This is a genomic window from Streptomyces sp. 184 (assembly GCF_045781775.1).
Taxonomy (GTDB): Bacteria; Actinomycetota; Actinomycetes; order Streptomycetales; family Streptomycetaceae; genus Streptomyces.
Genome location: NZ_CP123230.1, coordinates 6374154 through 6396178, shown reverse-complemented (window position 1 = coordinate 6396178; position 22025 = coordinate 6374154). Strand labels below are relative to the sequence as shown.

Annotated in this window: 22 protein-coding genes; 12 read left to right on the top strand and 10 right to left on the bottom strand. The window is 74.1% G+C overall.

Going from position 1 to position 22025, the window contains the following annotated elements:
• Window positions 1-20 precede the first annotated feature (20 nt).
• The 3 genes from QBL21_RS27235 to QBL21_RS27225 all read left to right on the top strand — a co-directional run bounded on the left by QBL21_RS27235 (window position 21) and on the right by QBL21_RS27225 (window position 2547).
• On the top strand, window positions 21-380 hold the full coding sequence (locus QBL21_RS27235) for a histidine triad nucleotide-binding protein (protein WP_407564876.1): 360 nt from the start codon (window positions 21-23) through the stop codon (window positions 378-380).
• 16 nt (window positions 381-396) lie between these two features.
• The gene (locus tag QBL21_RS27230; protein ID WP_407564875.1) at window positions 397-1302 is read left to right on the top strand and encodes a ribonuclease Z; all 906 of its coding nucleotides are present in this window, start codon (window positions 397-399) and stop codon (window positions 1300-1302) included.
• Between the two features lie 120 nt (window positions 1303-1422).
• On the top strand, window positions 1423-2547 hold the full coding sequence (locus QBL21_RS27225; protein ID WP_407566575.1) for a carbohydrate kinase family protein: 1125 nt from the start codon (window positions 1423-1425) through the stop codon (window positions 2545-2547).
• Between the two features lie 171 nt (window positions 2548-2718).
• Here the strand turns inward: QBL21_RS27225 and QBL21_RS27220 are convergent, their stop codons facing one another.
• Window positions 2719-3081 carry a cytidine deaminase gene (locus QBL21_RS27220; protein ID WP_407564874.1) on the bottom strand — a complete coding sequence of 121 codons (363 nt, stop codon included), beginning with the start codon at window positions 3079-3081 and terminating at the stop codon, window positions 2719-2721.
• Window positions 3082-3148: 67 nt separating this feature from the next.
• A complete protein-coding gene (locus tag QBL21_RS27215) occupies window positions 3149-3277 on the bottom strand; it encodes a hypothetical protein (RefSeq protein WP_407564873.1) in 129 nt (42 codons plus the stop codon).
• Window positions 3278-3383: 106 nt separating this feature from the next.
• Here QBL21_RS27215 and QBL21_RS27210 point away from each other — a divergent pair, with 106 nt between their 5' ends.
• Window positions 3384-4655, top strand: coding sequence for an MFS transporter (locus tag QBL21_RS27210; RefSeq protein WP_407564872.1), 1272 nt, complete (start codon window positions 3384-3386; stop codon window positions 4653-4655).
• 160 nt (window positions 4656-4815) lie between these two features.
• On the opposite strand, the gene QBL21_RS27205 is transcribed toward QBL21_RS27210, so the two are convergent.
• The 6 genes from QBL21_RS27205 to QBL21_RS27180 form a co-directional block, all read right to left on the bottom strand.
• Window positions 4816-6132, bottom strand: coding sequence for a hemolysin family protein (locus QBL21_RS27205; RefSeq protein ID WP_407564871.1), 1317 nt, complete (start codon window positions 6130-6132; stop codon window positions 4816-4818).
• The gene (gene ybeY / locus QBL21_RS27200) at window positions 6129-6626 is read right to left on the bottom strand and encodes an rRNA maturation RNase YbeY (protein WP_407564870.1); all 498 of its coding nucleotides are present in this window, start codon (window positions 6624-6626) and stop codon (window positions 6129-6131) included. Before ybeY ends, QBL21_RS27205 begins: the two co-directional genes overlap by 4 nt.
• Window positions 6627-6630: 4 nt before the next feature.
• Window positions 6631-7668 carry a PhoH family protein gene (locus QBL21_RS27195; protein ID WP_407564869.1) on the bottom strand — a complete coding sequence of 346 codons (1038 nt, stop codon included), beginning with the start codon at window positions 7666-7668 and terminating at the stop codon, window positions 6631-6633.
• A gap of 248 nt (window positions 7669-7916) precedes the next feature.
• The gene (locus QBL21_RS27190) at window positions 7917-8213 is read right to left on the bottom strand and encodes a hypothetical protein (RefSeq protein WP_407564868.1); all 297 of its coding nucleotides are present in this window, start codon (window positions 8211-8213) and stop codon (window positions 7917-7919) included.
• A gap of 93 nt (window positions 8214-8306) precedes the next feature.
• Window positions 8307-8696 (bottom strand): hypothetical protein, encoded by a 390-nt coding sequence (locus tag QBL21_RS27185; protein ID WP_407564867.1) that lies wholly within the window; start codon window positions 8694-8696, stop codon window positions 8307-8309.
• Window positions 8697-9105: 409 nt separating this feature from the next.
• Window positions 9106-10035, bottom strand: coding sequence for a LysR substrate-binding domain-containing protein (locus tag QBL21_RS27180; protein ID WP_407564866.1), 930 nt, complete (start codon window positions 10033-10035; stop codon window positions 9106-9108).
• Between the two features lie 61 nt (window positions 10036-10096).
• Here QBL21_RS27180 and QBL21_RS27175 point away from each other — a divergent pair, with 61 nt between their 5' ends.
• Together QBL21_RS27175 and era are read left to right on the top strand one after the other, a co-directional pair.
• On the top strand, window positions 10097-11107 hold the full coding sequence (locus QBL21_RS27175; protein ID WP_407564865.1) for an aldo/keto reductase: 1011 nt from the start codon (window positions 10097-10099) through the stop codon (window positions 11105-11107).
• A gap of 76 nt (window positions 11108-11183) precedes the next feature.
• Window positions 11184-12113 carry a GTPase Era gene (era, locus tag QBL21_RS27170; RefSeq protein ID WP_407564864.1) on the top strand — a complete coding sequence of 310 codons (930 nt, stop codon included), beginning with the start codon at window positions 11184-11186 and terminating at the stop codon, window positions 12111-12113.
• 73 nt (window positions 12114-12186) lie between these two features.
• On the opposite strand, the gene QBL21_RS27165 is transcribed toward era, so the two are convergent.
• Both QBL21_RS27165 and leuA read right to left on the bottom strand, forming a co-directional pair.
• The gene (locus QBL21_RS27165; RefSeq protein ID WP_407564863.1) at window positions 12187-12882 is read right to left on the bottom strand and encodes a TerB family tellurite resistance protein; all 696 of its coding nucleotides are present in this window, start codon (window positions 12880-12882) and stop codon (window positions 12187-12189) included.
• Window positions 12883-13042: 160 nt separating this feature from the next.
• Complete coding sequence (gene leuA / locus QBL21_RS27160) at window positions 13043-14809, bottom strand: 2-isopropylmalate synthase (RefSeq protein WP_407564862.1); 1767 nt, start codon at window positions 14807-14809, stop codon at window positions 13043-13045.
• A 287-nt stretch (window positions 14810-15096) separates the two neighbouring features.
• On the opposite strand from leuA, the gene QBL21_RS27155 reads away from it, so the two are divergent.
• From QBL21_RS27155 to QBL21_RS27130, 6 genes are all read left to right on the top strand, one after another.
• Window positions 15097-16227, top strand: coding sequence for a M4 family metallopeptidase (locus QBL21_RS27155; protein WP_407564861.1), 1131 nt, complete (start codon window positions 15097-15099; stop codon window positions 16225-16227).
• A gap of 10 nt (window positions 16228-16237) precedes the next feature.
• On the top strand, window positions 16238-16504 hold the full coding sequence (locus QBL21_RS27150; RefSeq protein ID WP_407564860.1) for a protealysin inhibitor emfourin: 267 nt from the start codon (window positions 16238-16240) through the stop codon (window positions 16502-16504).
• 252 nt (window positions 16505-16756) lie between these two features.
• Window positions 16757-18802 carry an MMPL family transporter gene (locus QBL21_RS27145; RefSeq protein WP_407566574.1) on the top strand — a complete coding sequence of 682 codons (2046 nt, stop codon included), beginning with the start codon at window positions 16757-16759 and terminating at the stop codon, window positions 18800-18802.
• A gap of 170 nt (window positions 18803-18972) precedes the next feature.
• A complete protein-coding gene (locus QBL21_RS27140) occupies window positions 18973-20400 on the top strand; it encodes a sensor histidine kinase (RefSeq protein WP_407564859.1) in 1428 nt (475 codons plus the stop codon).
• Window positions 20397-21101, top strand: a complete 705-nt coding sequence (locus tag QBL21_RS27135; protein WP_407564858.1) for a response regulator — start codon at window positions 20397-20399, stop codon at window positions 21099-21101. Before QBL21_RS27140 ends, QBL21_RS27135 begins: the two co-directional genes overlap by 4 nt.
• 101 nt (window positions 21102-21202) lie before the next feature.
• A complete protein-coding gene (locus QBL21_RS27130) occupies window positions 21203-21895 on the top strand; it encodes a FadR/GntR family transcriptional regulator (protein WP_407566573.1) in 693 nt (230 codons plus the stop codon).
• Window positions 21896-22025 lie beyond the last annotated feature (130 nt).

The following is a 22025-nucleotide window of genomic DNA, read 5'->3' as shown; positions in this document are numbered from 1 at the left end:
GTACGAAGGAGGCCGGGAACATGGCCGGGGAGCCGCAGGCCGACTGCCTGTTCTGCAAGATCACCGCGGGCGAGGTGCCCGCGACCGTCGTCCGCGAGACCGGGACGACCATCGCCTTCCGCGACATCAACCCGCAGGCGCCCACGCACGTCCTCGTCATCCCCAAGGCCCACTACGCCGACGCCGGCACCCTCGCCGCCGCCGACCCGCAGCTCACCGCCGACATACTGCGCGAGGCCGCCGAGGTCGCCGCCGAGGACAAGATCGACGCCACCGGCTACCGCGTCGTGTTCAACACCGGCGCGGGCGCCGGCCAGACCGTCTTCCACGTGCACGCCCACGTGCTCGGCGGGCGCGGCCTGAACTGGCCGCCCGGCTAGCGCGGGCCTCCCGCAGTTGGCCTCCCGCGAACTCGTCGTCCTCGGCACCGCCAGCCAGGTCCCCACCCGCCAGCGCAACCACAACGGCTACGTGCTGCGCTGGGACGGCGAAGGCATCCTCTTCGACCCCGGCGAGGGCACCCAGCGCCAGATGCTGCGCGCCGGCGTGGCCGCGCACGACCTCAACCGCGTCTGCCTCACCCACTTCCACGGCGACCACTGCCTCGGCCTGCCCGGCGTCATCCAGCGCATCAACCTCGACCGCGTCCCGCACCCCGTCACGGTCCACTTCCCGGCGAGCGGGCGGCACTTCTACGAGCGGCTGCGGTACGCGAGCGCGTACCGGGAGACCGCGAAGATCGAGGCGGGCCCGGTCGGCGGGGACGGCGTCGTCGCGGCCACGCCCGCGTACACGCTGCTGGCGCACCGGCTGGACCACCCCGTGGAGTCGTACGGCTACCGCCTCGTGGAGCCGGACGGCCGCCGCATGCTCCCCGAGCGCCTCGCGCGCGCGGGCATCGCGGGACCGGACATCTCCCGCCTCCAGCGCGAGGGTTCGCTGCGGGGCGTGCGGGTGGAGGAGGTCTCCGAGGTGCGCCGCGGGCAGCGGGTCGCGTTCATCATGGACACCGGGCTGTGCGAGGGGGTGTACACGCTGGCCGAGGAGGTGGACCTGCTGGTCATCGAATCGACGTTCCTGGGCGCGGAGACCGCGCTGGCCGTCGAGTACGGGCATCTGACGGCGGCTCAGGCGGCGGGGGTGGCGATCGCCGCGGGCGTACGGCACCTGGTGCTCACGCACTTCTCGCAGCGCTATCCGGACCCGGCGGACTTCGCGCGCGAGGCGCGGGAGGCGGGCTACGAGGGGCCGCTGACGGTCGCGGCCGACCTGGGCAGGGTGCCGGTGCCCGCGCGGCGCTGAGGCGCCGGTGAACGGGCGCGGCGCACGAGCGCGACGGGCCGTTGTCAGTGGGCTGAGGCAGACTGAATCCAGTCGGACAGGTGTGCCGGCCGGAGCCGGGAGGGAGGCGCCCGCGTGACCATGCCCACGAGCCCGCGGACCCCGGGCGCCCCGCCGGCCGCGGGCGTCGACCCGCTGAAGCACCTGCGCGCCCCCGGGGACCCGCCCGTGGACGTGTATCTGACCGGGACGGTCTTCCTGGACATCGTCTTCACCGGCCTGGACAGCGCCCCCGTGCGGGGTACGGAGTCCTGGGCCCGCGGCATGGGCTCCAGCCCCGGCGGCGTGGCGAACATGGCGACGGCCCTCGCCCGCCTCGGCATGCGCACGTCGCTGTCGGCCGCCTTCGGCGACGACGTGTACGGCGACCACTGCCAGGAGGCCCTGGAGGGCGAGGGCATCGACGTGTCCCTGTCCCGCACGTGCCGCGGCTGGCACTCGCCGGTCACCGTCTCCATGGCGTACGACGGCGAGCGCACCATGGTCTCGCACGGCCACGAGGCGCCGCCCCCCGACGCACCCCCGCGCTGCCCGCCGCCCAGCCGCGCCTGCGTCGCGTCCCTCGACCCGGGGCGCCGGCAGCCGTGGATCGAGCAGGCCGCGCTGCACGGCAGCCGCGTCTTCGCCGACGTCGGCTGGGACGACACCGGGCGCTGGGACCTGGCGGAGATACCGGAGCTGGCGCACTGCGAGGCGTTCCTGCCGAACGCGGCGGAGGCCATGCGCTACACGGGCACGTCCTCGCCGCGCGCCGCGGCGCACGCGCTCGCCGAGCACGTGCCGGTGGTGGTGGTCACCATGGGCGCCGAGGGGGCGTACGCGGTCGACGGGCGCACGGGCGAGAGCGCCGAGGTGCCCGCGATATCCGTGGCCGCCCTGGACACCACCGGCGCCGGGGACGTCTTCGTCGCCGGCTTCGTCACCACGTCGCTCGCCGGCTATCCGCTGGCGGACCGGCTGGCGCTGGCGGGGCTGACGGCGGCGCTGTCGGTGCAGGAGTTCGGCGGCTCGCAGTCGGCGCCGGGCTGGACGGAGGTGGCGGCCTGGTGGGAGCGGGTCCGCACGGTCGAGGAGCAGAACCAGCAGGCCCTCGCCCGCTACGCGTTCCTGAACGACATCACGCCCTGCGCCCGCCGCCGCTGGCCGCTGCGCCGGGCGGTCCCGACGATCGGCTTCCGCCGGGAGCCGGAGGCGAACGGGTCGTAGCGGACCTGCCCCCGCGGCCGTCGGACCCGGGCCGTGCGGACGCCGCCTGCCGCGGACGGGGGCGGCCGTGCGGGGGCGTGGGGCGGGGCCTGCTCATCGCGGCCGCCGGTCGGTGGTACGGGCGTCGCCGTACCGGCACCGTCGCCGTGCCGCCGGGCATCCCCCCGGCTGTCAGACGCGGGTCGTGCTTTGCAGCTCGCCGTCCGGGGCGGCCAGCAGGATCGGGGTGCCCGGGCCGCCGAGGTCGCGGACGGCCGCGAGGTCCGCGTCCGCCGGGGCCCCCGACTCGGTGACGACCGCCGCCGCCTCCAGCGAGGTGGCGCCGCTGGCCACGGCCATCGCCACGGCCGTCTGGAGTGCGGTCAGCCGCAGGGAGTCCAGCGCCACGGTGCCGGCGACGTAGGTGCGGCCGGTCTCGTCCCGTACCGCCGCGCCCTCCGGCACGGCGTTGCGCGCCCGCGTGCTGCGGGCCAGGGTGACGATCTTGCGGTCCTCTGGGTCCAGCGGGCTGCTCTCGCTCATACCGGCGAGCATACGAACCCCGCCCGGCAGCCGCCCAGCGGGCACCCCCGTCGCCTGGGGGCGCCGCGGACCGCGGCCGTCAGCCCGCGATGCGCCGCAGGCCCTCGCGGCGGCCCTCCGGGCTCGCCAGCCACCGCAGCTTCGCGCCCGTCTCGGTGTTCACCGCCACCGGCGGCGACCCGGCGAAGGCCCCTCCCACCGCTCCCACCGGCCCTGCCGCTCCCACCGGCCCTGCCGCTCCCACCGGCCCTGCCGCTCCCACCGGCCCTGCCGGGCCCGCCGCCCCCGTCCGGTTCGCCGGCCGGGCCCGGCTGGTGCTTCTCGTCCTGTGCGCCTCGCAGTTCATGGTCGCGCTCGACTTCTCCATCCTCAACGTCGCCCTCCCCGAACTCGGCGCCGACCTCGGCCGCGGCCAGGCGAGCCTCCAGTGGGCCGTCACCGCCTTCGCCCTCCCCTCCGGCGGCTTCCTGCTGCTCTTCGGCCGCATCGGCGACCTCTTCGGCCGCCGCCGGCTCTTCCTCGCCGGCCGCGCCCTCCAGGGCCTGGGCGCCGCCGCCCTCGTGCCCACCGGCATGGCCCTGCTCACCACCGGCTTCCCCGAGGGCCCGCAGCGCTCCCGGGCGCTGAGCATCATGGGCAGCATCATGGCGCTCGGCTTCACCGCCGGCATGCTGCTCGGCGGCGTACTCACCGAGGCGTTCGGCTGGCGCTCCACGATGGCCCTGCTCGCCGCCGCCGGTGCCGCCGTGCTGACCGTGGCGCCCGGCGTACTCGCCGAGAGCCGCCCCGACCACCGCCCCCGGCTCGACATCCCCGGCGCCGTCGCCGTCACCACCGGGCTCCTCGCGCTGATCTACGCCCTGTCCACCGCCGCGGAACACGGCTTCGGCCGCCCCGACGTCCCCCTGACCCTCGCCGCCGGGGCCGCGCTGCTCGTCGCGTTCGCGGCGATCGAGGCCAGGACCGCCGAGCCGCTGGTGTCGCTGCCGCTGCTGCGCCGCCCCACGGTGGCGTGGGGCGCACTCGGCGGGCTGGCGACGTTCTCCATGATGAGTTCCGTCGTCTTCCTCTCCACCCTCTACCTCCAGCAACTCCGCGGCATCAGCGCCCTGGACACCGGGCTGATCTTCGGCGTCATGGGCCTGACCGCCGCCGCCGGCGGCACCGTCGCGCCGCGGCTGGTGGCCCGCTGGGGCGCGCGGCGCACCCTCCAGGCGGGGCTGCTGGCGCAGGGCGTGACGACCGCGCCGCTGGTGCTCGTCGGCGGCTCGTCGGCGGGCGTGTGGCTGGTCACGGTCTTCGGCGCGGTCGCCGCGTTCTTCCACCTCTGGGCGATCGTCGCGTACGGCCTGACGGTGACCTCCGGGGTGCCGAACGAGCAGCAGGGCCTGGCCACCGGCGTCGTCACCAGCGCCCAGCAACTCGGCATGACCGTCGGTATCCCGCTGCTCAGCGCGCTCGCGGCGAGTCAGAGCGGGCTGCTCGACGGCCTGCGGCTGGGCCTCGCGGCGGACGCGGCGGTGCTGGTCGCGGTGGGGCTGCTGACCGCGGCGGGCCTGCGCCGTGGCGCACGCACGGCCGCCTGACCGGCGCGGTACGCACAGGGGCGGGCCGGGCGCGGAAGCCGCCGGGCCCGCCGTCGTACGCACCGGCCGGGACGGTACGTGGGCGAACCGTCCCGTACGCCCCGGCCCCGCCGCGCCAACGCACCCGCGTCCTGCGCCCCTTCGCCGTTACCCCTTCGCCCTACACGCCCTCGTCCTGCTCCACCGCCACCGCCCGCACCGGCTCCACCAGCACCGTCACGATCTTGTTCCGCCGCCCCGCCGGCGACTCCGCCGTCAGCCGCAGCGCCCGCAGCCCCGGGTCCGAGCCGTCGTGCGTGACGTCGACCTCCGCCGTCGCCCCCGCGATCGGCACCCGCCCGAGCTGCTTCGCCAGCAGCCCGCCGACCGTCTCCACGTCCTCGTCGTCCAGCTCCAGGTCGTACAGCTCGCCCAGGTCGCCGATGTCGAGCCGGGCCGTGACCCGGTAGCGGCCCTCGCCCAGGTCCGCCGCCGGCGGCAGCTCCCGGTCGTACTCGTCGGTGATCTCGCCGACGATCTCCTCCAGGATGTCCTCGATCGTCACGATCCCGGCCGTCGAGCCGTACTCGTCGATGACGACCGCCACGTGGATCCGCTGCTGCTGCATCTCCCGCAGCATGTCCGCGGCCTTCTTCGTGTCCGGCACGAACGCCGCCGGGCGCATCGCCGTCGACACCAGCTCCGACTCGGCCTCCCGGCTGATGTGCACCTTGCGCGCCAGATCCTTCAGGTACACCACGCCGACGACGTCGTCCTCGCTCTCGCCCGTCACCGGGATCCGCGAGAAGCCCGAGCGCAGCGCGAGGGTCAGCGCCTGCCGGATCGTCTTGTACCGCTCGATGGTCACCACGTCCGTCCGCGGCACCATCACCTCGCGCACCAGCGTGTCGCCGAGTTCGAAGACGGAGTGGACCATGCGCCGCTCGTCGTCCTCGATCAGCGACTCCTTCTCCGCCAGGTCGACCATCGCGCGCAGCTCCGCCTCCGAGGCGAACGGGCCCTGCCGGAAGCCCTTGCCCGGCGTCAGCGCGTTGCCCAGCAGGATCAGCAGCCGCGGCACCGGCCCCATCACGCGCGCCAGCGGCAGCAGCACGTACGCGGCGGCCGTCGCCGTCACCACCGGATGCTGCCGCCCGATGGTGCGCGGCGAGACGCCGATGGCGACGTACGAGACGAGGACCATCGCGGCGATCGCGACGGTCAGCGCCTCCCACGTGTGGTCGAAATGGCGCAGGCACCCGTACGTGACCAGCGCGCCCGCGGCCATCTCGCAGCCCACCCGCACCAGCAGGGCCACGTTCAGATAGCGCACCGGGTCGGCCGTCACCGCCAGCAGCTTCGCCGAACCGCGCCGCCCGGCCCGTACCGAGTCCTCGGCGGCGATCCGCGTCGTCCGCGCCAGCGCCGTCTCCGCGCACGACGCGAGCCAGCCGAGGCCCACGAGCAGGACCGCCGCGGCGATCAGCCGGGCGGTCATCGCTCGGTGGGCGCCGGCGACGGACCGGTCACGCCGCGCTCGGCGCGCCAGCCGTCGACGATCGCCTTTTGCAGGCCGAACATCTCGGCCCTCTCCGCGGGATCCTCGTGCTCGTAGCCGAGCAGGTGCAGCACGCCGTGCACGGTGAGCAACTGAAGCTCCTCGTCCATGGAGTGCCCGGTCGGCGCCGCCGCCCCCTGCCGGAGGGCGACGTCGGGACAGAGCACGATGTCGCCGAGGAGGCCCTGCACGGGCTCCTCGTCGTCCTTGGCGGGCGGGCGCAGCTCGTCCATGGGGAACGACATCACGTCCGTCGGCCCCGGCTCGTCCATCCACTGCACGTGCAACTGCTCCATGGCGGCCGGGTCGACGAGGATCACCGACAGCTCGGACAGCGGATGGATGCGCATCCGCGCCAGCGCGTAGCGGGCGATGTCGAGCACGGACTCCTCGTCGGCCTCGACCCCGGACTCGTTGTTGACCTCGACGGACACGGGTCTACGCCCTGCCGTTCCTGTCGTCGCCGTTCCTGACGTCGTACTTGTCGTACGCCTCCACGATCCGGCTCACCAGCTTGTGCCGCACGACGTCCTTGCTCGTGAGGGTCGAGAAGTGCACGTCCTGCACGCCGTCCAGGATGCCCTGCACCTGACGCAGCCCGCTCCTCGTCCCGCCCGGCAGGTCGACCTGGGTGATGTCGCCGGTGACGACGATCTTCGAGTTGAACCCGAGCCGGGTGAGGAACATCTTCATCTGCTCGGGATTCGTGTTCTGCGCCTCGTCGAGGATGATGAACGCGTCGTTCAGGCTGCGGCCGCGCATGTACGCCAGCGGAGCCACCTCGATGGTGCCCGCGGCCATCAGGCGCGGGATCGAGTCGGGGTCCAGCATGTCGTGCAGCGCGTCGTACAGCGGGCGCAGGTACGGGTCGATCTTCTCGTACAGCGTGCCGGGCAGGAAGCCCAGCCGCTCGCCGGCCTCGACCGCGGGGCGGGTCAGGATGATGCGGTTGACCTGCTTGGACTGGAGCGCCTGGACCGCCTTGGCCATCGCCAGATACGTCTTGCCGGTGCCCGCGGGGCCGATGCCGAAGACGATGGTGTGCTTGTCGATGGCGTCGACGTAGCGCTTCTGGTTCAGCGTCTTCGGGCGGATCGTCTTCCCGCGGTTCGACAGGATGTTCTGCGTCAGGACCTCGGAGGGGGCGTGGTGGCCGCCGGCCTCGTCGTCGCGGTCGGATTTGAGCATGGCGACCGTGCGCTCCACCGCGTCCTCCGTCATGGGGGCTCCGGTGCGCAGGACGAGCAGCATCTCGTCGAAGAGCCGCTGCACGAGGGCCACTTCCTCGGGGGCGCCGACGGCGCTGACCTCGTTGCCCCGCACGTGGATGTCGGTGCTGGGGAACGCCTTCTCGATGACCCGCAGGAGGGAGTCTCCGGAGCCCAGCACCGTCACCATGGGGTGCTTCGCAGGAATGGTGATGTGCGCGCGGGCCTGCCCCTCTTCGGGGCTGCGGCTAACGGGTGTCTGTGTCATGGGCCGGCCCTGGGGCCTGAGTCTCATCCCACTTCTTCGCTCGCGAAACTGGAGAGGGCCCGCCGGGCGGACCACGCCCGGGGTCCCGACGCCTGCTCCACACGCAGGCCCTGACGCCATCGTAACGGGGTGGGGTGCGGCTGTGGCCAGTGAGTTTCGACGACGGTACGCCAGACGTGTGGGAGAGGCGCGAGTGCCTGCTCACGGGCTACCGCGGTACCGCGGTAGCCCGTGAGCGGGAGGTGCCGCTACGCCGGCAGCGGTGCCCCCGGCGGCTCGGGTGGGGCATCGGGGGCGGGGAGGGCGGCGCCGGCCCGCGGCTCGGCGGGGTCGGGGGCGGCGTCGGGAACGAGGTCGGGAACGGGATCGGGGGCGGGCTCGGGATCCGGGTCGGGACCGGTGTCGGCGGGGTCGCGGTCGGCGGGGGCGGGCTCCGCGGCGCGGGGGGCCCGGGGCGGCGGGGCGGTGGGCTGGTCGGCGGTCGGGGGCGGGAGGGTCTGGGCGCGCACGTACGCTTCGAGCGCACGCGAAGGGTCGATCGGCATGGCGAACTCCGGCTTGCCGCTGGCGTGCTGACGTGGTCGGTACGGGCGGCGGGGCAGGCGTCCGTACGCGGACGGGCGCGCCCCGCGGCCCGGTCAGCAGCGCAGTACGGCGTGCCGCCCCCGGGCGGCGGCGAGCACCGCGGCCTCCGGGGCGTACGGGCACCACGGGGGGCCCGCGGCGGCGGCGTCGCGCGGCGTCCGGGGCGCGGGCCACGGGGCCGCCGCGGGGCCGGCCCGGCCGGTACGCCCGGCCTTCGCCGGCCGCGGCCCGCGCCGCCCGAGGCCGGGCGCCGGGCCCGTGTCCTCACCGGGCACCGCCTCGCCCGCGCCCCCGGCCGTCCCGGGGGCGGTGGACGAAGCGGGGTAGGCGTCCGCGGCACCGGCGCGCTCGACGGCCCCGCCGGGCACCAGCAGCACCCCGAGGAGCAGCGCGAGCACGGCCCGCAGGGCGAGCCCGCGGACGAGTGCGGCACGAACGATCACGTACGCCAGGTAACCACGGTGCTACGTTCCGTACAGTCCGTCCTGAGGGTGATCTTCCGCGCGCCGCCGCGCCCCCCGCCAGGCGCCCGCGCCGCCCGCACCGCCGCGACACGCGCCCCGCACGCCCTCCAGCACACACGCCGGACACAGGTGCCTGTCCCGCGCTGACCGCGCTGACGCGCGCTGACCGCGCTGACGCGCGCAGACCGCGCTGACGCGCGCAGACCGCGCTGACGCGCGCAGACCGCGCTGACGCGCGCAGACCGCGCCTACCGCTCCCGAACTGCCCTCGCCGCCCCGCCCCGCGCCCACGCGCCGTCCGGCCCTCTCCGGTCTCCGTGCCGCCTCGCCGTCCCGCCCCGCGGCTACGCGCCGTCCCCGGCCCTCTCCCGCCTGGGCGCTCCTGCGCCTACCGCGCCGCTTCCCAGGCCCGCCCCGGCGCCCCCGCCCCCGCGCCCGTCTTCCGCGGGGCCTCGCGGAACGCCGCCGTGAACTCCGCGATCTCCCGCCGCCGGTCGTCCGCCCGCCACACCAGCGCCAGCTCGCACGGCGCCAGCCCCCGCACCGGCACGGACACCACGTCCGGCCGCGGGTACAGCCGCGCGTTGCCCTCCGCCAGCAGCACCACGCCCAGCCCCGCGCCCACCGCCTCGAACACCTCCTCCGGCGCCGACGCCTCAAGCGCCACCACCGGCTCCCGCCCGCCCCGCTCCGCCGTGCCGAGCCAGAACTCGCGCAGCGGCCCCGCCGACCGCGGCAGCGCCACGAACGGCTCGTCGAGCAGCTCCGCGAAGTCCACCTCCGCCCGCCCCGCGAACCGGTGCCGCAGCGGCAGCGCCACCCAGCGCTCCTCCCGTACGAGGACCTTCGCCGTCAGCTCCGCACCCACCCCCGGCACCGGCAGCCAGCAGAACGCCGCGTCCGCGCCGCCCCCGGCGAGCCCCGCGGTGGGGTCCTCCCAGTTCACCAGCCGCAGCGAGATCCGCCAGCCGCGCTCGCGGAACCGGCCCAGCACCTCCCGCTGGAGGTCCCGGCCCACCGCCGTCTGCATGCCCACCGCCAGCGACTCCGCCGGCCCGGCCGTCCGCGCGGCCCGTACCGCCTCCGCCCAGCCCGCCGCCAGCTCCCGCGCCGCCGGCAGCAGCGCCGCGCCCTGCGGGGTGAGCGCGATCGCGCGCGCCCGCCGCTCGAAGAGGGGGAAGCCGAGCTGCCGCTCCAGCGCCCTGATCTGCTTGGACAGCGCGGGCTGCGAGACGTACAGCCGCTCGGCGGCGCGGGTGAAGCTCAGCTCCTCCGCGACCGCCGCGAAGTAGCGGAGATCGCGTACGTGGACGTCCATAGCCTTTGGTTATAGCCGTAGGTCTTGGACGCCGCCACGGAATTCCGCGGAGGCTCCGGGCATGACGACAGCTTCGAACGGCGTTCCCCTCCGCACCCTCGGCTCCCTCGAAACCCCCGCCATCGGCTACGGCGCGATGGTGCTCTCACCCGGCGTGTACGGCGAGACCGACGACGACCGCGGCATCGCGGCGGTGCGCGCCGCGCTCGACGCGGGCGCCACCCACGTCGACACCTCCGACGCCTACGGCCCCGACGGCCACAACGAGCGCCTGGTCGGCCGGGCGCTGCGCGGCCGGCGCGACGAGGTGCTGGTGGCCACGAAGTTCGGGCTGCGCCTCCCCGAGGGCGTCGAGGGCCGCACGCATCCCGTCAGCTACGCCTTCGGCCACCTCACGGTCAACGCCGAGCCGCGCCACGTACGCGGCTACGCCGAGAGTTCGCTGCGCAACCTCGGCACCGACCGCATCGACCTGTACTACGTGCACTACCCCGACCCCGCCGTGCCCGTCGAGGAGACGACCGGCGCGATGGCCGAGCTGGTCGCCGAGGGCAAGGTCCGCCACCTGGGCCTGTCCAACGTCACCGGGGAGCAGTTGCGCCGCGCGCACGCCGTGCACCCGGTCGCGGCGGTGCAGACGCAGTGGTCGATGTGGACGCCCGTCGACCCCGGCCTGCACGCCGCGGCGCGCGAGCTGGGCGTCGGCCTCGTCGCCTGGGGGCCGCTGGGTACGGGCTTCCTCACCGGCTCCGTCACGGACGTGCCGGACGGCGACTTCCGCCGCAACATCGGCGCCTTCGACGCCGCCAACCTGAAGACCAACCACGACCGCTTCGCGACGCTGCGCGCGGTCGCCGCCGACGTGGGGCTCACCCCGGGGCAGCTTGCGCTGGCCTGGCTGCTGCACCAGGACGACCACGTCGTGCCCATCCCGGGCAGCCGGACGCCGGCGCACATCGAGGAGAACGTCGCCGCCGCCCGCGTCGAACTGCACCCCGACACCCTGGCGCGGATCGACAAGATCCTCGCCGGGCTGGCCCCGGAGGGCGGGGCGCGGCTGCTCGGCGCGTAGCGCCCGCGGGCCCTTCGGCGCCGCGGAGGCCGGAGCGGCGGTCGGCGTCCGCCGGCGGTCGGGGAGAATGCTCCCCATGACCACCCCTGACACCGGGCACCGCTCCGGCTTCGCGTGCTTCGTCGGCCGGCCCAACGCCGGCAAGTCGACCCTGACCAACGCTCTGGTCGGCCAGAAGGTGGCCATCACCTCCAGCCGGCCGCAGACGACCCGGCACACCGTGCGCGGCATCGTCCACCGCCCCGACGCGCAGCTCGTGCTCGTCGACACCCCCGGCTACCACAAGCCGCGCACCCTGCTCGGCCAGCGGCTCAACGACGCGGTGCGCGCCACCTGGGGCGAGGTCGACGTCATCGGCTTCTGCGTGCCGGCCAACGAGAAGCTCGGCCCCGGCGACCGGTACATCGCGGGCGAGCTGGCCGCCCTGCGGCGTACCCCGAAGGTCGCCGTCGTCACCAAGACCGACCTGGCCGACTCCGACACCGTCGCCGCGCAGCTCATCGCCGTGGACCGGGCCGCCAAGGACCTGGGCTTCGAGTGGGCCGAGGTGGTGCCGGTCTCGGCGGTGGCGGGCAAGCAGGTCGACCTGCTCGCCGACCTGCTGGTGCCGCTGCTGCCGGAGGGCCCCGAGCTGTACCCGGACGGGGAGCTGACCGACGAGCCGGAGCAGGTGATGGTCGCCGAGCTGATCCGGGAGGCGGCCCTGGAGGGCGTACGGGACGAACTGCCGCACTCCATCGCGGTGGTGGTGGACGAGATGGAGCCGCGCGAGGACCGCCCGGCGGACCGGCCGCTGCTCGACATCCACGCCAACCTGTTCATCGAGCGCGACAGCCAGAAGGGCATCGTCATCGGGCCCAAGGGGCAGCGGCTGAAGGAGATCGGCACCCAGGCCCGCGGCCACATCGAGGCGCTGCTCGGCACGCCCGTGTACCTCGACATCCACGTGAAGGTCGCCAAGGACTGGCAGCGGGACCCCAAGAAGCTGCGCCGGCTGGGTTTCTGAGCACGGGGGCGCACGGAGGCACCGAGGTCCCGCGCGCGTGCCGTACGAGCCGGGCGGCCCGTGCCGTACGCCCTCAGGACGGGGTGCGCGCCGACGTCAGCAGCCGCTCGACGTCCGGGGCGGGCAGCAGCAGCGCGTCGCCGACGACGGCCAGCGTCTCCCACTCCGGCGGCGTGTACGCCCCGTCGGCCAGCGCGATGCGCGCGCCGGAGAGCAGGATCGACTCCCGCCCGGCGGGCACCAGGTGCGGCGCCAGCGGCGCCAGCGTCTCGCGCAGCTCCGCCTCGAAGTTCCGCTGCTCCGGCGGCAGGTCCGCGCACAGGTCGGGCATCCGCCCGGAGTCGGCCTCGATGGCCGCCAGCAGCGTCAGCAACTGCTCCTCCGTGCAGTCCCCGTACCCCGCGGTGCGCACCGCGGTGACGGCGGTGCAGCGGACGGCGGGGGAGGAGGTGCCGCCGGCGTGCAGGACGGCGAGCGCGACGGCGTGGGTGGCGTCGCGCAGCAGCAGCGCGAAGCGCGTGGAGGTGGGCTCGGCCAGGGACGTGACGCCGAAGTGGCCGCCGCAGTCGGCGCACTCGACGACGGGTCCGGCGTCGCCGCGCGGCAGCACGGGTACGCCGAGGACGGTGAACCGCCGTCTGCCGGTGCGCCGGCTGTAGTTGCGGTCGCCCCCGCAGCCGGGGCAGAAGAACTCACCGTCGGACTCGGTGTGCCAGGACGTCCGCACGCCGGCGACCCGGCGGAGGATTTGCGTCACGTCGACCTCCATCACGCTTCGGCAACGCTGCCGCGCTGACGTGATGCTAACCACACCGGCCGACATCGTCAGCCCTCGTGCACGTCGACCCGGCGCGAACGAGCCGCGCCCCGCGCCCCGTCCGCGATCGGACGGCGCACGGGGCGGGCCTGCGCTCCGGGTGCCGGAGGTGTCAGCGGGCGGCGCGGTTGACCGCGGAGACGACCGCCTTCAGCGACGCGCGGGTGGTGTTGGCGTCGATGCCGATGCCCCACAGCACCTTGCCGTCGACGGCCACCTCGATGTACGAGGCCGCCTGCGCGCTGGCGCCCTCGCTCATGGTGTGTTCCTGGTAGTCCAGCAGCCGGGCGTCGATGCCGATGCCCTGGAGGGCGTGGAAGAACGCGGAGATCGGCCCGTTGCCGGTGCCGACGAGGGTGGTCTCGGCGCCGTCGACCTCGGCCTGCACGGTGAGGGTGTCGACGCCGTCGCGGTCGGTCGTCGACTGCCCGCCGCGGAGCTGGACGCGGCCCCAGGCGTTGCCGGGGTTGGGCAGGTACTCGTCGCGGAAGACGTCCCAGATCTGCGCCGGGGTGACCTCGCCGCCCTCGGCGTCGGTCTTGGTCTGGATGATCCGGGAGAACTCCACCTGCATGCGCCGCGGCAGGTCGAGGCTGTGGTCGTGCTGGAGGACGTAGGCGACGCCGCCCTTGCCGGACTGCGAGTTGACGCGGATGACGGCCTCGTAGGAGCGGCCGACGTCCTTGGGGTCGATGGGCAGGTACGGCACCGCCCACTCCAGTTCCCCGACGGGCTTGCCGGCCTGCTCGGCCCTGGCCTCCATCGCCTCGAAGCCCTTCTTGATGGCGTCCTGGTGGGAGCCGGAGAAGGCGGTGTAGACGAGGTCGCCGACGTAGGGGTGGCGGGGGTGGACGCCCATCTGGTTGCAGTACTCGTAGGTGCGCCGGATCTCGTCGATCTCCGAGAAGTCGATCATCGGGTCGACGCCCTGCGAGAACAGGTTCATGCCCAGGGTGACCAGGTCGACGTTGCCGGTCCGCTCGCCCTGCCCGAACAGGCAGCCCTCGATGCGGTCGGCGCCGGCCATCAGCGCCAGCTCGGCGGCGGCGACGGCGGTGCCGCGGTCGTTGTGCGGGTGGACGGACAGGCAGACGTCGCTGCGGCGGGTCAGGTTCCGCGACATCCACTCGAAGCGGTCGGCGTGCGTGGAGGGCGTGGAGCGCTCCACGGTGGCCGGCAGGTTGAGGATGATCTCGCGGCCGTCCTCCGGCTGCCACACGTCCATGACGCCTTCGCAGACCTCCAGCGCGAAGTCCAGCTCGGTGTCGGTGAAGATCTCCGGGCTGTACTGGTAGCCGAAGACGGTGCGGTCGTCGAGCAGCTTCTCGGCGTACTCCACGACCAGCCGGGTGCCGTCGACGGCGATCTGCTTCACCGCCTCGCGCGAGCCGCGGAAGACGACCTCGCGCCAGACCGGCGCGGTGGCGTTGTACAGGTGGACGGTCGCGCGGCGGGCGCCCTTCAGCGACGCCACGGTCCGCTCGATCAGCTCCTCGCGGGCCTGGGTCAGGACGGAGATCGTCACGTCCTCGGGGATGGCGCCGTCCTCGATGATGGAGCGTACGAAGTCGAAGTCGGTCTGCCCGGAGGAGGGGAAGCCGACCTCGATCTCCTTGTAGCCCATGCGTACCAGCAGGTCGAACATGGCGCGTTTGCGCGCCGGGGACATCGGGTCGATCAGCGCCTGGTTGCCGTCGCGCAGGTCGGTGGAGAGCCACCGGGGGGCGCTGGTGACGCGGTTGCCCGGCCAGGTGCGGTCGGGGATGTCGACGGCCTCGTACGGCCGGTAGCGGTGCACGGGCATGCCGGAGGGCTGCTGCCGGACGGTGGCGGCGGTGACGGGCGTACCGCGGCCGACGGCGTTACCGGGGTGGGACATGGGGAGTGGGCTCCTTCGCGCGAGCTGGTCGTCGACCGACGGGTGGCAGCACCGGACTCCGCGGGGAGGGGGTCGGTCTACGACTACAGACCCTCGCCGCGGCGGCTAAGAAGAAGCAGCCCGTAACGCACGATGCCGACCAATGTAGCCCAGCCGCGGCGACGCCGGCCGATCAGTATCACGATGCGAGACCCCGCGCAGAGCCCCTGCGGGCTCACGCCACCCGAAATCGCTAACAATCCGCTGCGGGGAGTGACAAGTCGGTTACTTAGTGCCACATTGCGGTCATGGACGCAACCTCGCATACCCCCGTGTTCTGCACCATCGTGCCCCCGCACATGCTGGACAAGCTGGCCCGCACCGACAACCCGGCCCTGTCCGCCCGTGCCCGCCGCACCCTGGAGCGCGACGCCCTCCAGCGCACCCGCCGCCGCATCACCACCGTCCGCGGCCTCGCCGCCCCGCCGGCCGCGCGCACGGCACAGGAGGACGCGAAGCCCGAGCGCACCGTCTACGACGCGAAGAAGACCCAGAACCTGCCCGGCAGGAAAGTCCGCGGCGAGGGCCAGGCGGCCGTCGAGGACGCCACCGTCAACCGCGCCTACGACGGCCTCGGCGCCACCTTCGAGCTGTTCCTCAGCGGCTTCGCGCGCAACTCCATCGACGGCGCCGGGCTGCCGCTGAACGCCACCGTCCACTTCGGCGAGGACTACGGCAACGCCTTCTGGGACGGCGAGCAGATGGTCTTCGGCGACGGCGACGGCGAGGTGTTCCTCGACTTCACCCTCGCCGTCGACGTCATCGGCCACGAGCTGACCCACGGCGTCACCCAGTACACGGCGAACCTGGAGTACTTCGGCCAGTCCGGCGCGCTCAACGAGTCGGTCTCCGACGTCTTCGGCTCCCTCCTCAAGCAGCAGGTACTCGGCCAGTCCGCCGCCGACGCCGACTGGCTCATCGGCGCCGAACTCCTCGCCCCCGGCGTGACCGGCGAGGCGCTGCGCTCGATGAAGGCGCCCGGCACCGCCTACGACGACGACGTCCTCGGCAAGGACCCGCAGCCGGCGACGATGGCCGACTACGTCGACACCTCCACCGACAACGGCGGCGTCCACATCAACTCCGGCATCCCCAACCACGCCTTCTACCTGCTCGCCACCGAACTCGGCGGCAACGCCTGGGAACGCGCCGGCCGCATCTGGTACGACGTGCTGACCGGCGGGGACCTGACGACCACCGCCGACTTCGCCGCGTTCGCCGCCGCCACCGTCGCCGCCGCCGAGGCCCGCTACGGCGACGGCGCCGAACGCACCGCGGTCCTCTCCGCGTGGTCGCAGGTCGGCGTGGAGACCGACGCGGAGGCCACCGTGCCGCGGCAGACCCCCGCGCGGGAGGGTGCGCCGCGGCAGGCAGGGTAGGCGTGGAGGCATGCGCATCACCGTCACCCGCACCGGGGGCTTCGCGGGCCTGACCCGCGAAGCGACCCTGGACACGGCCGGCCGCACCGACGCGGCCGGCCTGAAGGCCCTGGCCCGCCGGGCCATCGAGGAGGCCGGCCAGGGGCCGCCCGCCGGAGTCCCCGACGGCTTCACCTACCGCCTCACCGCCGGCGGCCGGACCGCCCACTTCGCCGACCCGCGGCTGACCGACGCACAACGGGCGATCGTCACGGCTGTGTTGAAAGAGGGTGCGTAGTACTCCCTGGGGAGCAAGGATGGCCGAAGGACACCCCGCGCAGTAGGACAGGTTTCGCACCCGGGAGCGAAGAACCGCGCCGGATTCCCGGGGGAAGCTGGGGGCCAGTCCAGCTACTTCCCGGAGGGAGAGCCCCCCATGGGCGCCGTATCCGCACCACCCGAAGCGCCATCAGGCCCTGCGACGAGACCCAGGCGCCGCTGGCTGCCCTGGGCCGTGGTCGGCCTGTGGATCGCGATCCTCGCCATCGCCATGCCGTTCGGCGGCAAGCTCGGCGACGTCAGCCGCGACCGGGCCGTCGACTACCTGCCGGGGAGCGCCGACTCCACGCAGGTGTCCCAGATAGCCGAGGAGATGCCGGGCGGCGACACCCTCAACGGGATCCTCGTCTACCAGCGCGACGACGGCGTCACCGCCGCCGACCGCGAACTCGCCGCGGAGCACGCCGGCGACATCGCCGGCGGGTACGAACTGGCGGACGACCGCGCCCCCGAGGTCGTGCCGTCCGAGGACGGCACGACCCTGATGGTGCCGTTCACCATCGTCGGGCTCCCCGACGAGGACGCCCACCTGGAGACCGTCGAGGAGATCCGCGAGCAGCTCGTCGCCGATCCCCCCGATGGCCTGTCCGTCGAACTCGGCGGCCCCGCCGGCATCCAGGCCGACTCCGAAGCCGTCTACGAAGAGGTCGACGGCACCCTGATGTACGCCACGGCGGGCATCGTGACGATCCTGCTGATCCTCACCTACCGCAGCCCCTTCCTGTGGCTGCTGCCGCTGATCTGCGTCGGTGTGGCGTCCATGAGCGCCATGGCCGTGGTCTACGGCCTCGTCCAGACGTTCGACCTGACGGTCAACTCGATGAGTTCCGGGGTCATGACGGTGCTCATCTTCGGCGCGGGCACGGACTACGCACTGCTGCTCGTCGCCCGATATCGCGAGGAACTGCGCCGCACCACGGACCCGCAGGAAGCGATGCTGACGGCCGTACGCAACTGCGGCCCGGCGATCCTCGCCTCCTCCGGCACGGTCGCCGCCGGCCTGATCTGCCTGCTGGCCGCGGACCTCAACTCCAGCGCGGGCCTCGGCCCGGTCGGCGCGGTCGGCGTGGTGTGCGCGCTGGCGGTCATGACCACGCTGCTGCCGGCGCTGATGGTCCTCGCCGGCCGCCGCGTGTTCTGGCCGCTGGTCCCCGCCTACGGCAGCGAACCCAAGCGGCGCGGCTTCTTCGACCGCATGGGCTCCTCGGTGGGCCGCCGCCCGGTCGCGATCCTCGCCGGCGGCGTGCTGCTCCTGGGCGCGCTGGCGCTCGGCGCGTTCAACCTGCCGGGCAACCTCAAGCAGGAGGACGCCTTCACCGACAAGCCCGAGTCGATCACCGCGATGGAGAAGGTGACGGACGCCTTCCCCGAGCAGGGCGCCCAGGCCATCGTCGTCGTCGCCAACGACGCGCAGGCGGACGCGGCGCTGGCCGCGGCCCAGGGCGTCGAGGGCGTCGCCTCCGCGGAGATCGCCCGCTCCGGCAACGGGTACAGCGAGATCACCGTCTACGCCTCCGACCCGCCGCAGTCGTCGGGCGAGGACCGTACGATCGCCGGACTGCGCTCCGAACTCGGCGCGATCGACGGCGCCGACGCCCTGGTCGGCGGGCCCAGCGCGGAGGCGATGGACCTGGCGGACGCCAACTCCAGCGACCGCAAGCTCGTCATCCCGCTCACCCTGGCCGCCGTCCTGATCATCCTCATCGCCCTGCTGCGCAGCCTGGTCGCGCCGCTGGTGCTCACCGTCGCCGTCGTGGCGTCGTGGGGCGCGGCGATGGGCATCGGCGGCCTGATCTTCGAGCCGGTCATGGGCTACCCGGGCATCGGCGGCGAACTGGCGCTGCTCACCTTCGTCTTCGGCGTGGCACTGGGAGTGGACTACGGGATCTTCCTGCTGCACCGGATGCGCGAGGAGGCGACCAACGGCGCCGACACCCGCACCGCGGCACTGACCGCGCTGCGCCGCACCGGCGGCGTGATCGCCTCGGCCGGCCTGGTGCTGGCGGCGACGTTCGCGGCGCTCGCGACGATGCCGATGGTGATGATGTTCGAGCTGGGCTTCGTCGTCGCCGTCGGCGTCCTGCTCGACACGTTCCTGGTCCGCACCTACCTGGTGACCTCGGCGAGCTGGCTGCTGGGCAAGAAGGTCTGGTGGCCGGGACCGCTGTCGAAGCGCGAGGAGGGCCCGCCGCCCGACCCGGACGCGGAGCCGGGCGCCGGGCAGGAACCCGAGCGCGCGGGCGCGGCGGCGCACTAGCACCGGCGCCGGCACGGCCGTACGGACCGTACGGCCCGCGACTCCCGGCCGGGTGGCGGCTCCCCCCGTGGCTGCCACCCGGCCGGGACCCGGCTGTCCGCCGGCCCGCGAGCGGGCCGCGGACGGCGTTCACGTACCGAGGAGTTTCGCCTGAGAAGCCGTAGGCGAGGATGGTTTCCATGCAGTCAGCGATGACCCGGCTCAAGCGGCTGAAGAAGCCGACGCGCCGGGACGTTCTGTTCACCGCGGTCGTCGGCGCGGTCGTCACCTGCCTCGCGCTGTTCGGCGGCGTCGAGTCCACCGCGCACCGGCCCGACGCCTTCGGGTGGCTGCTGCTGTTCCTCATGGTGTCGGTGCTGGCCTGGCGCCGCCACTACCCGATGGGCGTCTTCGTCCTGTCGATCCTGCCCGAGGCCCCCTACCACATCCTCGACAACATCCACAGCGCGCCGACGCCCGCGACGATGGTCGCCGTCTACTCCCTGGCCGTCGCCGGGCCGAGGCTGCGGACCCTGCTGGTCACCAGCGGGCTCGTCGTCGTCGCCGTGACCATGCTGACGCTGCGCGACGCCTCCCAGGGCGCCGAACTGCTGCGCACCTCCGGCTGGGTCATCTCCGTCGCACTCCTCGGCGAGGCGGTGCGGGTGCACCGCAACTACGTCGGCGCCATCGTCGAGCGCGCCGAACGCGCCGAGCGCACCCGCGAGGAGACCGCCGCCCGCCGCGTCGCCGAGGAACGGCTGCGCATCGCCCAGGACCTGCACGACCTGCTCGCCCACAGCATCACCCTCATCGGCGTGCAGACGTCGGTGGCCGCGCACCTGCTGGTCGCCGACCCCGACCGGCTCGACCGCACCGCGCTGGCCGACGCCCTCGACGGCATCGCCGGCACCTGCCGCGACTCCCGCGCCGAACTGCGCACCACCCTCCAGGTGCTCCGCGGCGGCGACGCCGTGGAGGGCACCAGGCCCCCGCCGGACCTGACGGGCCTGCACGACCTGGCCGCGGCGGCACGCTCCGGCGGCGCCCGGGTGCACCTGGACGTCGCCGACGCCGCCCGCGACGTGCCGCGGGGGGTGGGGGCGGCGGCGTACCGCATCGTGCAGCAGTCGCTGACCAACGCCGTGCAGCACGCCGGGTCCGCGGTGCGCGTCCGTATCGCCGTCACCTACGACGAGGGGCCGGGCGCGCTGCGTATCGCCGTCGTCGACGACGGGCCCCCCGGACCGGCGAAGGCCGTCGCGGGCGGCGCGGCCGGGGCGCCGGGCGCGGGCGAGGCCGCCCGCCCCGGCTACGGCATCGTCGGCATGCGCGAACGGGCCCGCAGCGTCGGCGGCACCCTGAAGGCGGCGGGCCGCACGGACGCCGCGGGCTTCGCGGTGACCGCCGTGCTGCCGTGCACGCCCGCCGGGCCCGAGCGCGTCGAGACCGTCGAGGCCGCCCCCGCCGCCCCCGCCGACGCCGCCGGCACCGCCGCCCCTGCCGCCGGCCCGGCGGCCGGGGGCGCCGACCGGGCCGGCACCGCCGGTCTCACCGGCCGCGGCGCCGACCGCCCCGGGGCCCGTACCGCCTTCACCGACAGGAGCCGCACCGCATGACCGCGCAGCCCATCCGCGTCCTGCTCGCCGACGACCAGACCCTGGTGCGCAAGGCGTTCGCCATGCTGGTGGACTCCGCCGCCGACATGCAGGTCGTCGGCGAGGCCGGCAACGGCCGCGAGGCGGTGGCGCTGACCCGCAGCGAGCGCGTCGACCTGGTGGTGATGGACCTGCGGATGCCGGAGCTGGACGGCATCGAGGCCACCCAGCTCATCGCCGCCGACGAGGACCTGGCGGGCGTCCGGGTCCTGGTCCTCACCACCTACGACACCGACGAGCACATCATGGCCGCGCTGCGCGCCGGCGCCTCCGGCTTCCTGGTCAAGGACACCCAGCCGGCCGCGCTGCTGGAGGCCATCCGCACCGTCGCCGCCGGCGACGCGCTGCTGTCGCCCGGCCCCACGGCCCGGCTCATCGAGCGCCTGGTGCGGCTGCCGGAGGCGCCGCAGCCGTCCGCCACGCAGAACGGCGGGGCGGCGCTGGGCGCGCTCTCCGAGCGCGAGCGGCAGGTGCTGATGCTGGTGGCGCGCGGGCTGAACAACACCGAGATCGCCGAGTCGCTGGCGCTGTCCCCGCTGACGGCCAAGACCCATGTGAGCCGCATCATGGGCAAGGTGGGGGCGCGCGACCGGGCGCAGCTCGTCGTCATCGGCTACGAATCGGGGCTCATCACTCCCGGATCTTCCTCATCTTCCGGATGAACCCCCCGTACCACACGTAGGATGTCCCTCCTTGTGCGTACGATACCGCCATGCCCCAGGAGCTGAAGCACCCCCAGCCGCGTTCGGACCGCAGGAAGCGCATGGGCGGCCAGATCCAGGCCGAGATCATGCAGCTCATCCTCGACCGGGGGCTGCGCCCCGGCGCGGTGCTGCCCACCGAGACCGAGCTGATGGACGACCTGGGGGTGAGCCGCAACTCCGTGCGCGAGGCCCTCAAGGCGCTCCAGGCCCTCGACATCGTCGAGATCCGCCACGGCTACGGCACCTACGTCGGCGAGGCGTCGCTCACGCCGCTCGCCGACGGGCTGACGTTCCGCACCCTGGTCCAGCTCGGCGGCAACGACGCCCACGCCCTCACCGAGATCCTCCAGGTCCGCGAAATACTCGAAGAGGGCCTGGTCAGCCGGGTGGTCGAGAGCATCCCCGAATCCGACCTCGACGCGCTGGACACCATCGTGGCGCGCATGGAGACCCGCGCCGGGCAGGACGAGGTCTTCCCCGAGGAGGACCGCGAGTTCCACGAGGTCCTCTACCGCTCGATAGGCAACACCCTGGTCCCGCAGCTCCTCGGCGCGTTCTGGAACGTCTTCCACCGCGTCGCCGGCGCCCGCGGCTGGGCCGACGACCCCTCGCCGATGGGCACCGCCCGCCGCCACAAGGAAATCGTCGCCGCGCTGCGGGCGCGCGACCGCGAGCGCGTACGGGCCGCGATGACCACCCACTTCCGCGGCATCGAGGCGCGCGCAGGGAAGGCGATGCGCGGCGTCGGATGAGCGACGCAGGCATGTGCGCAAGGTGAACAGCGGGTAGCTGCCGTCGGACTCTTGACCGTACGGGAGGCCGCCTTTACGTTACGCCGGTAGACATCCCACGTCCTACGTAGGACATGGGGTTTCCACTTTC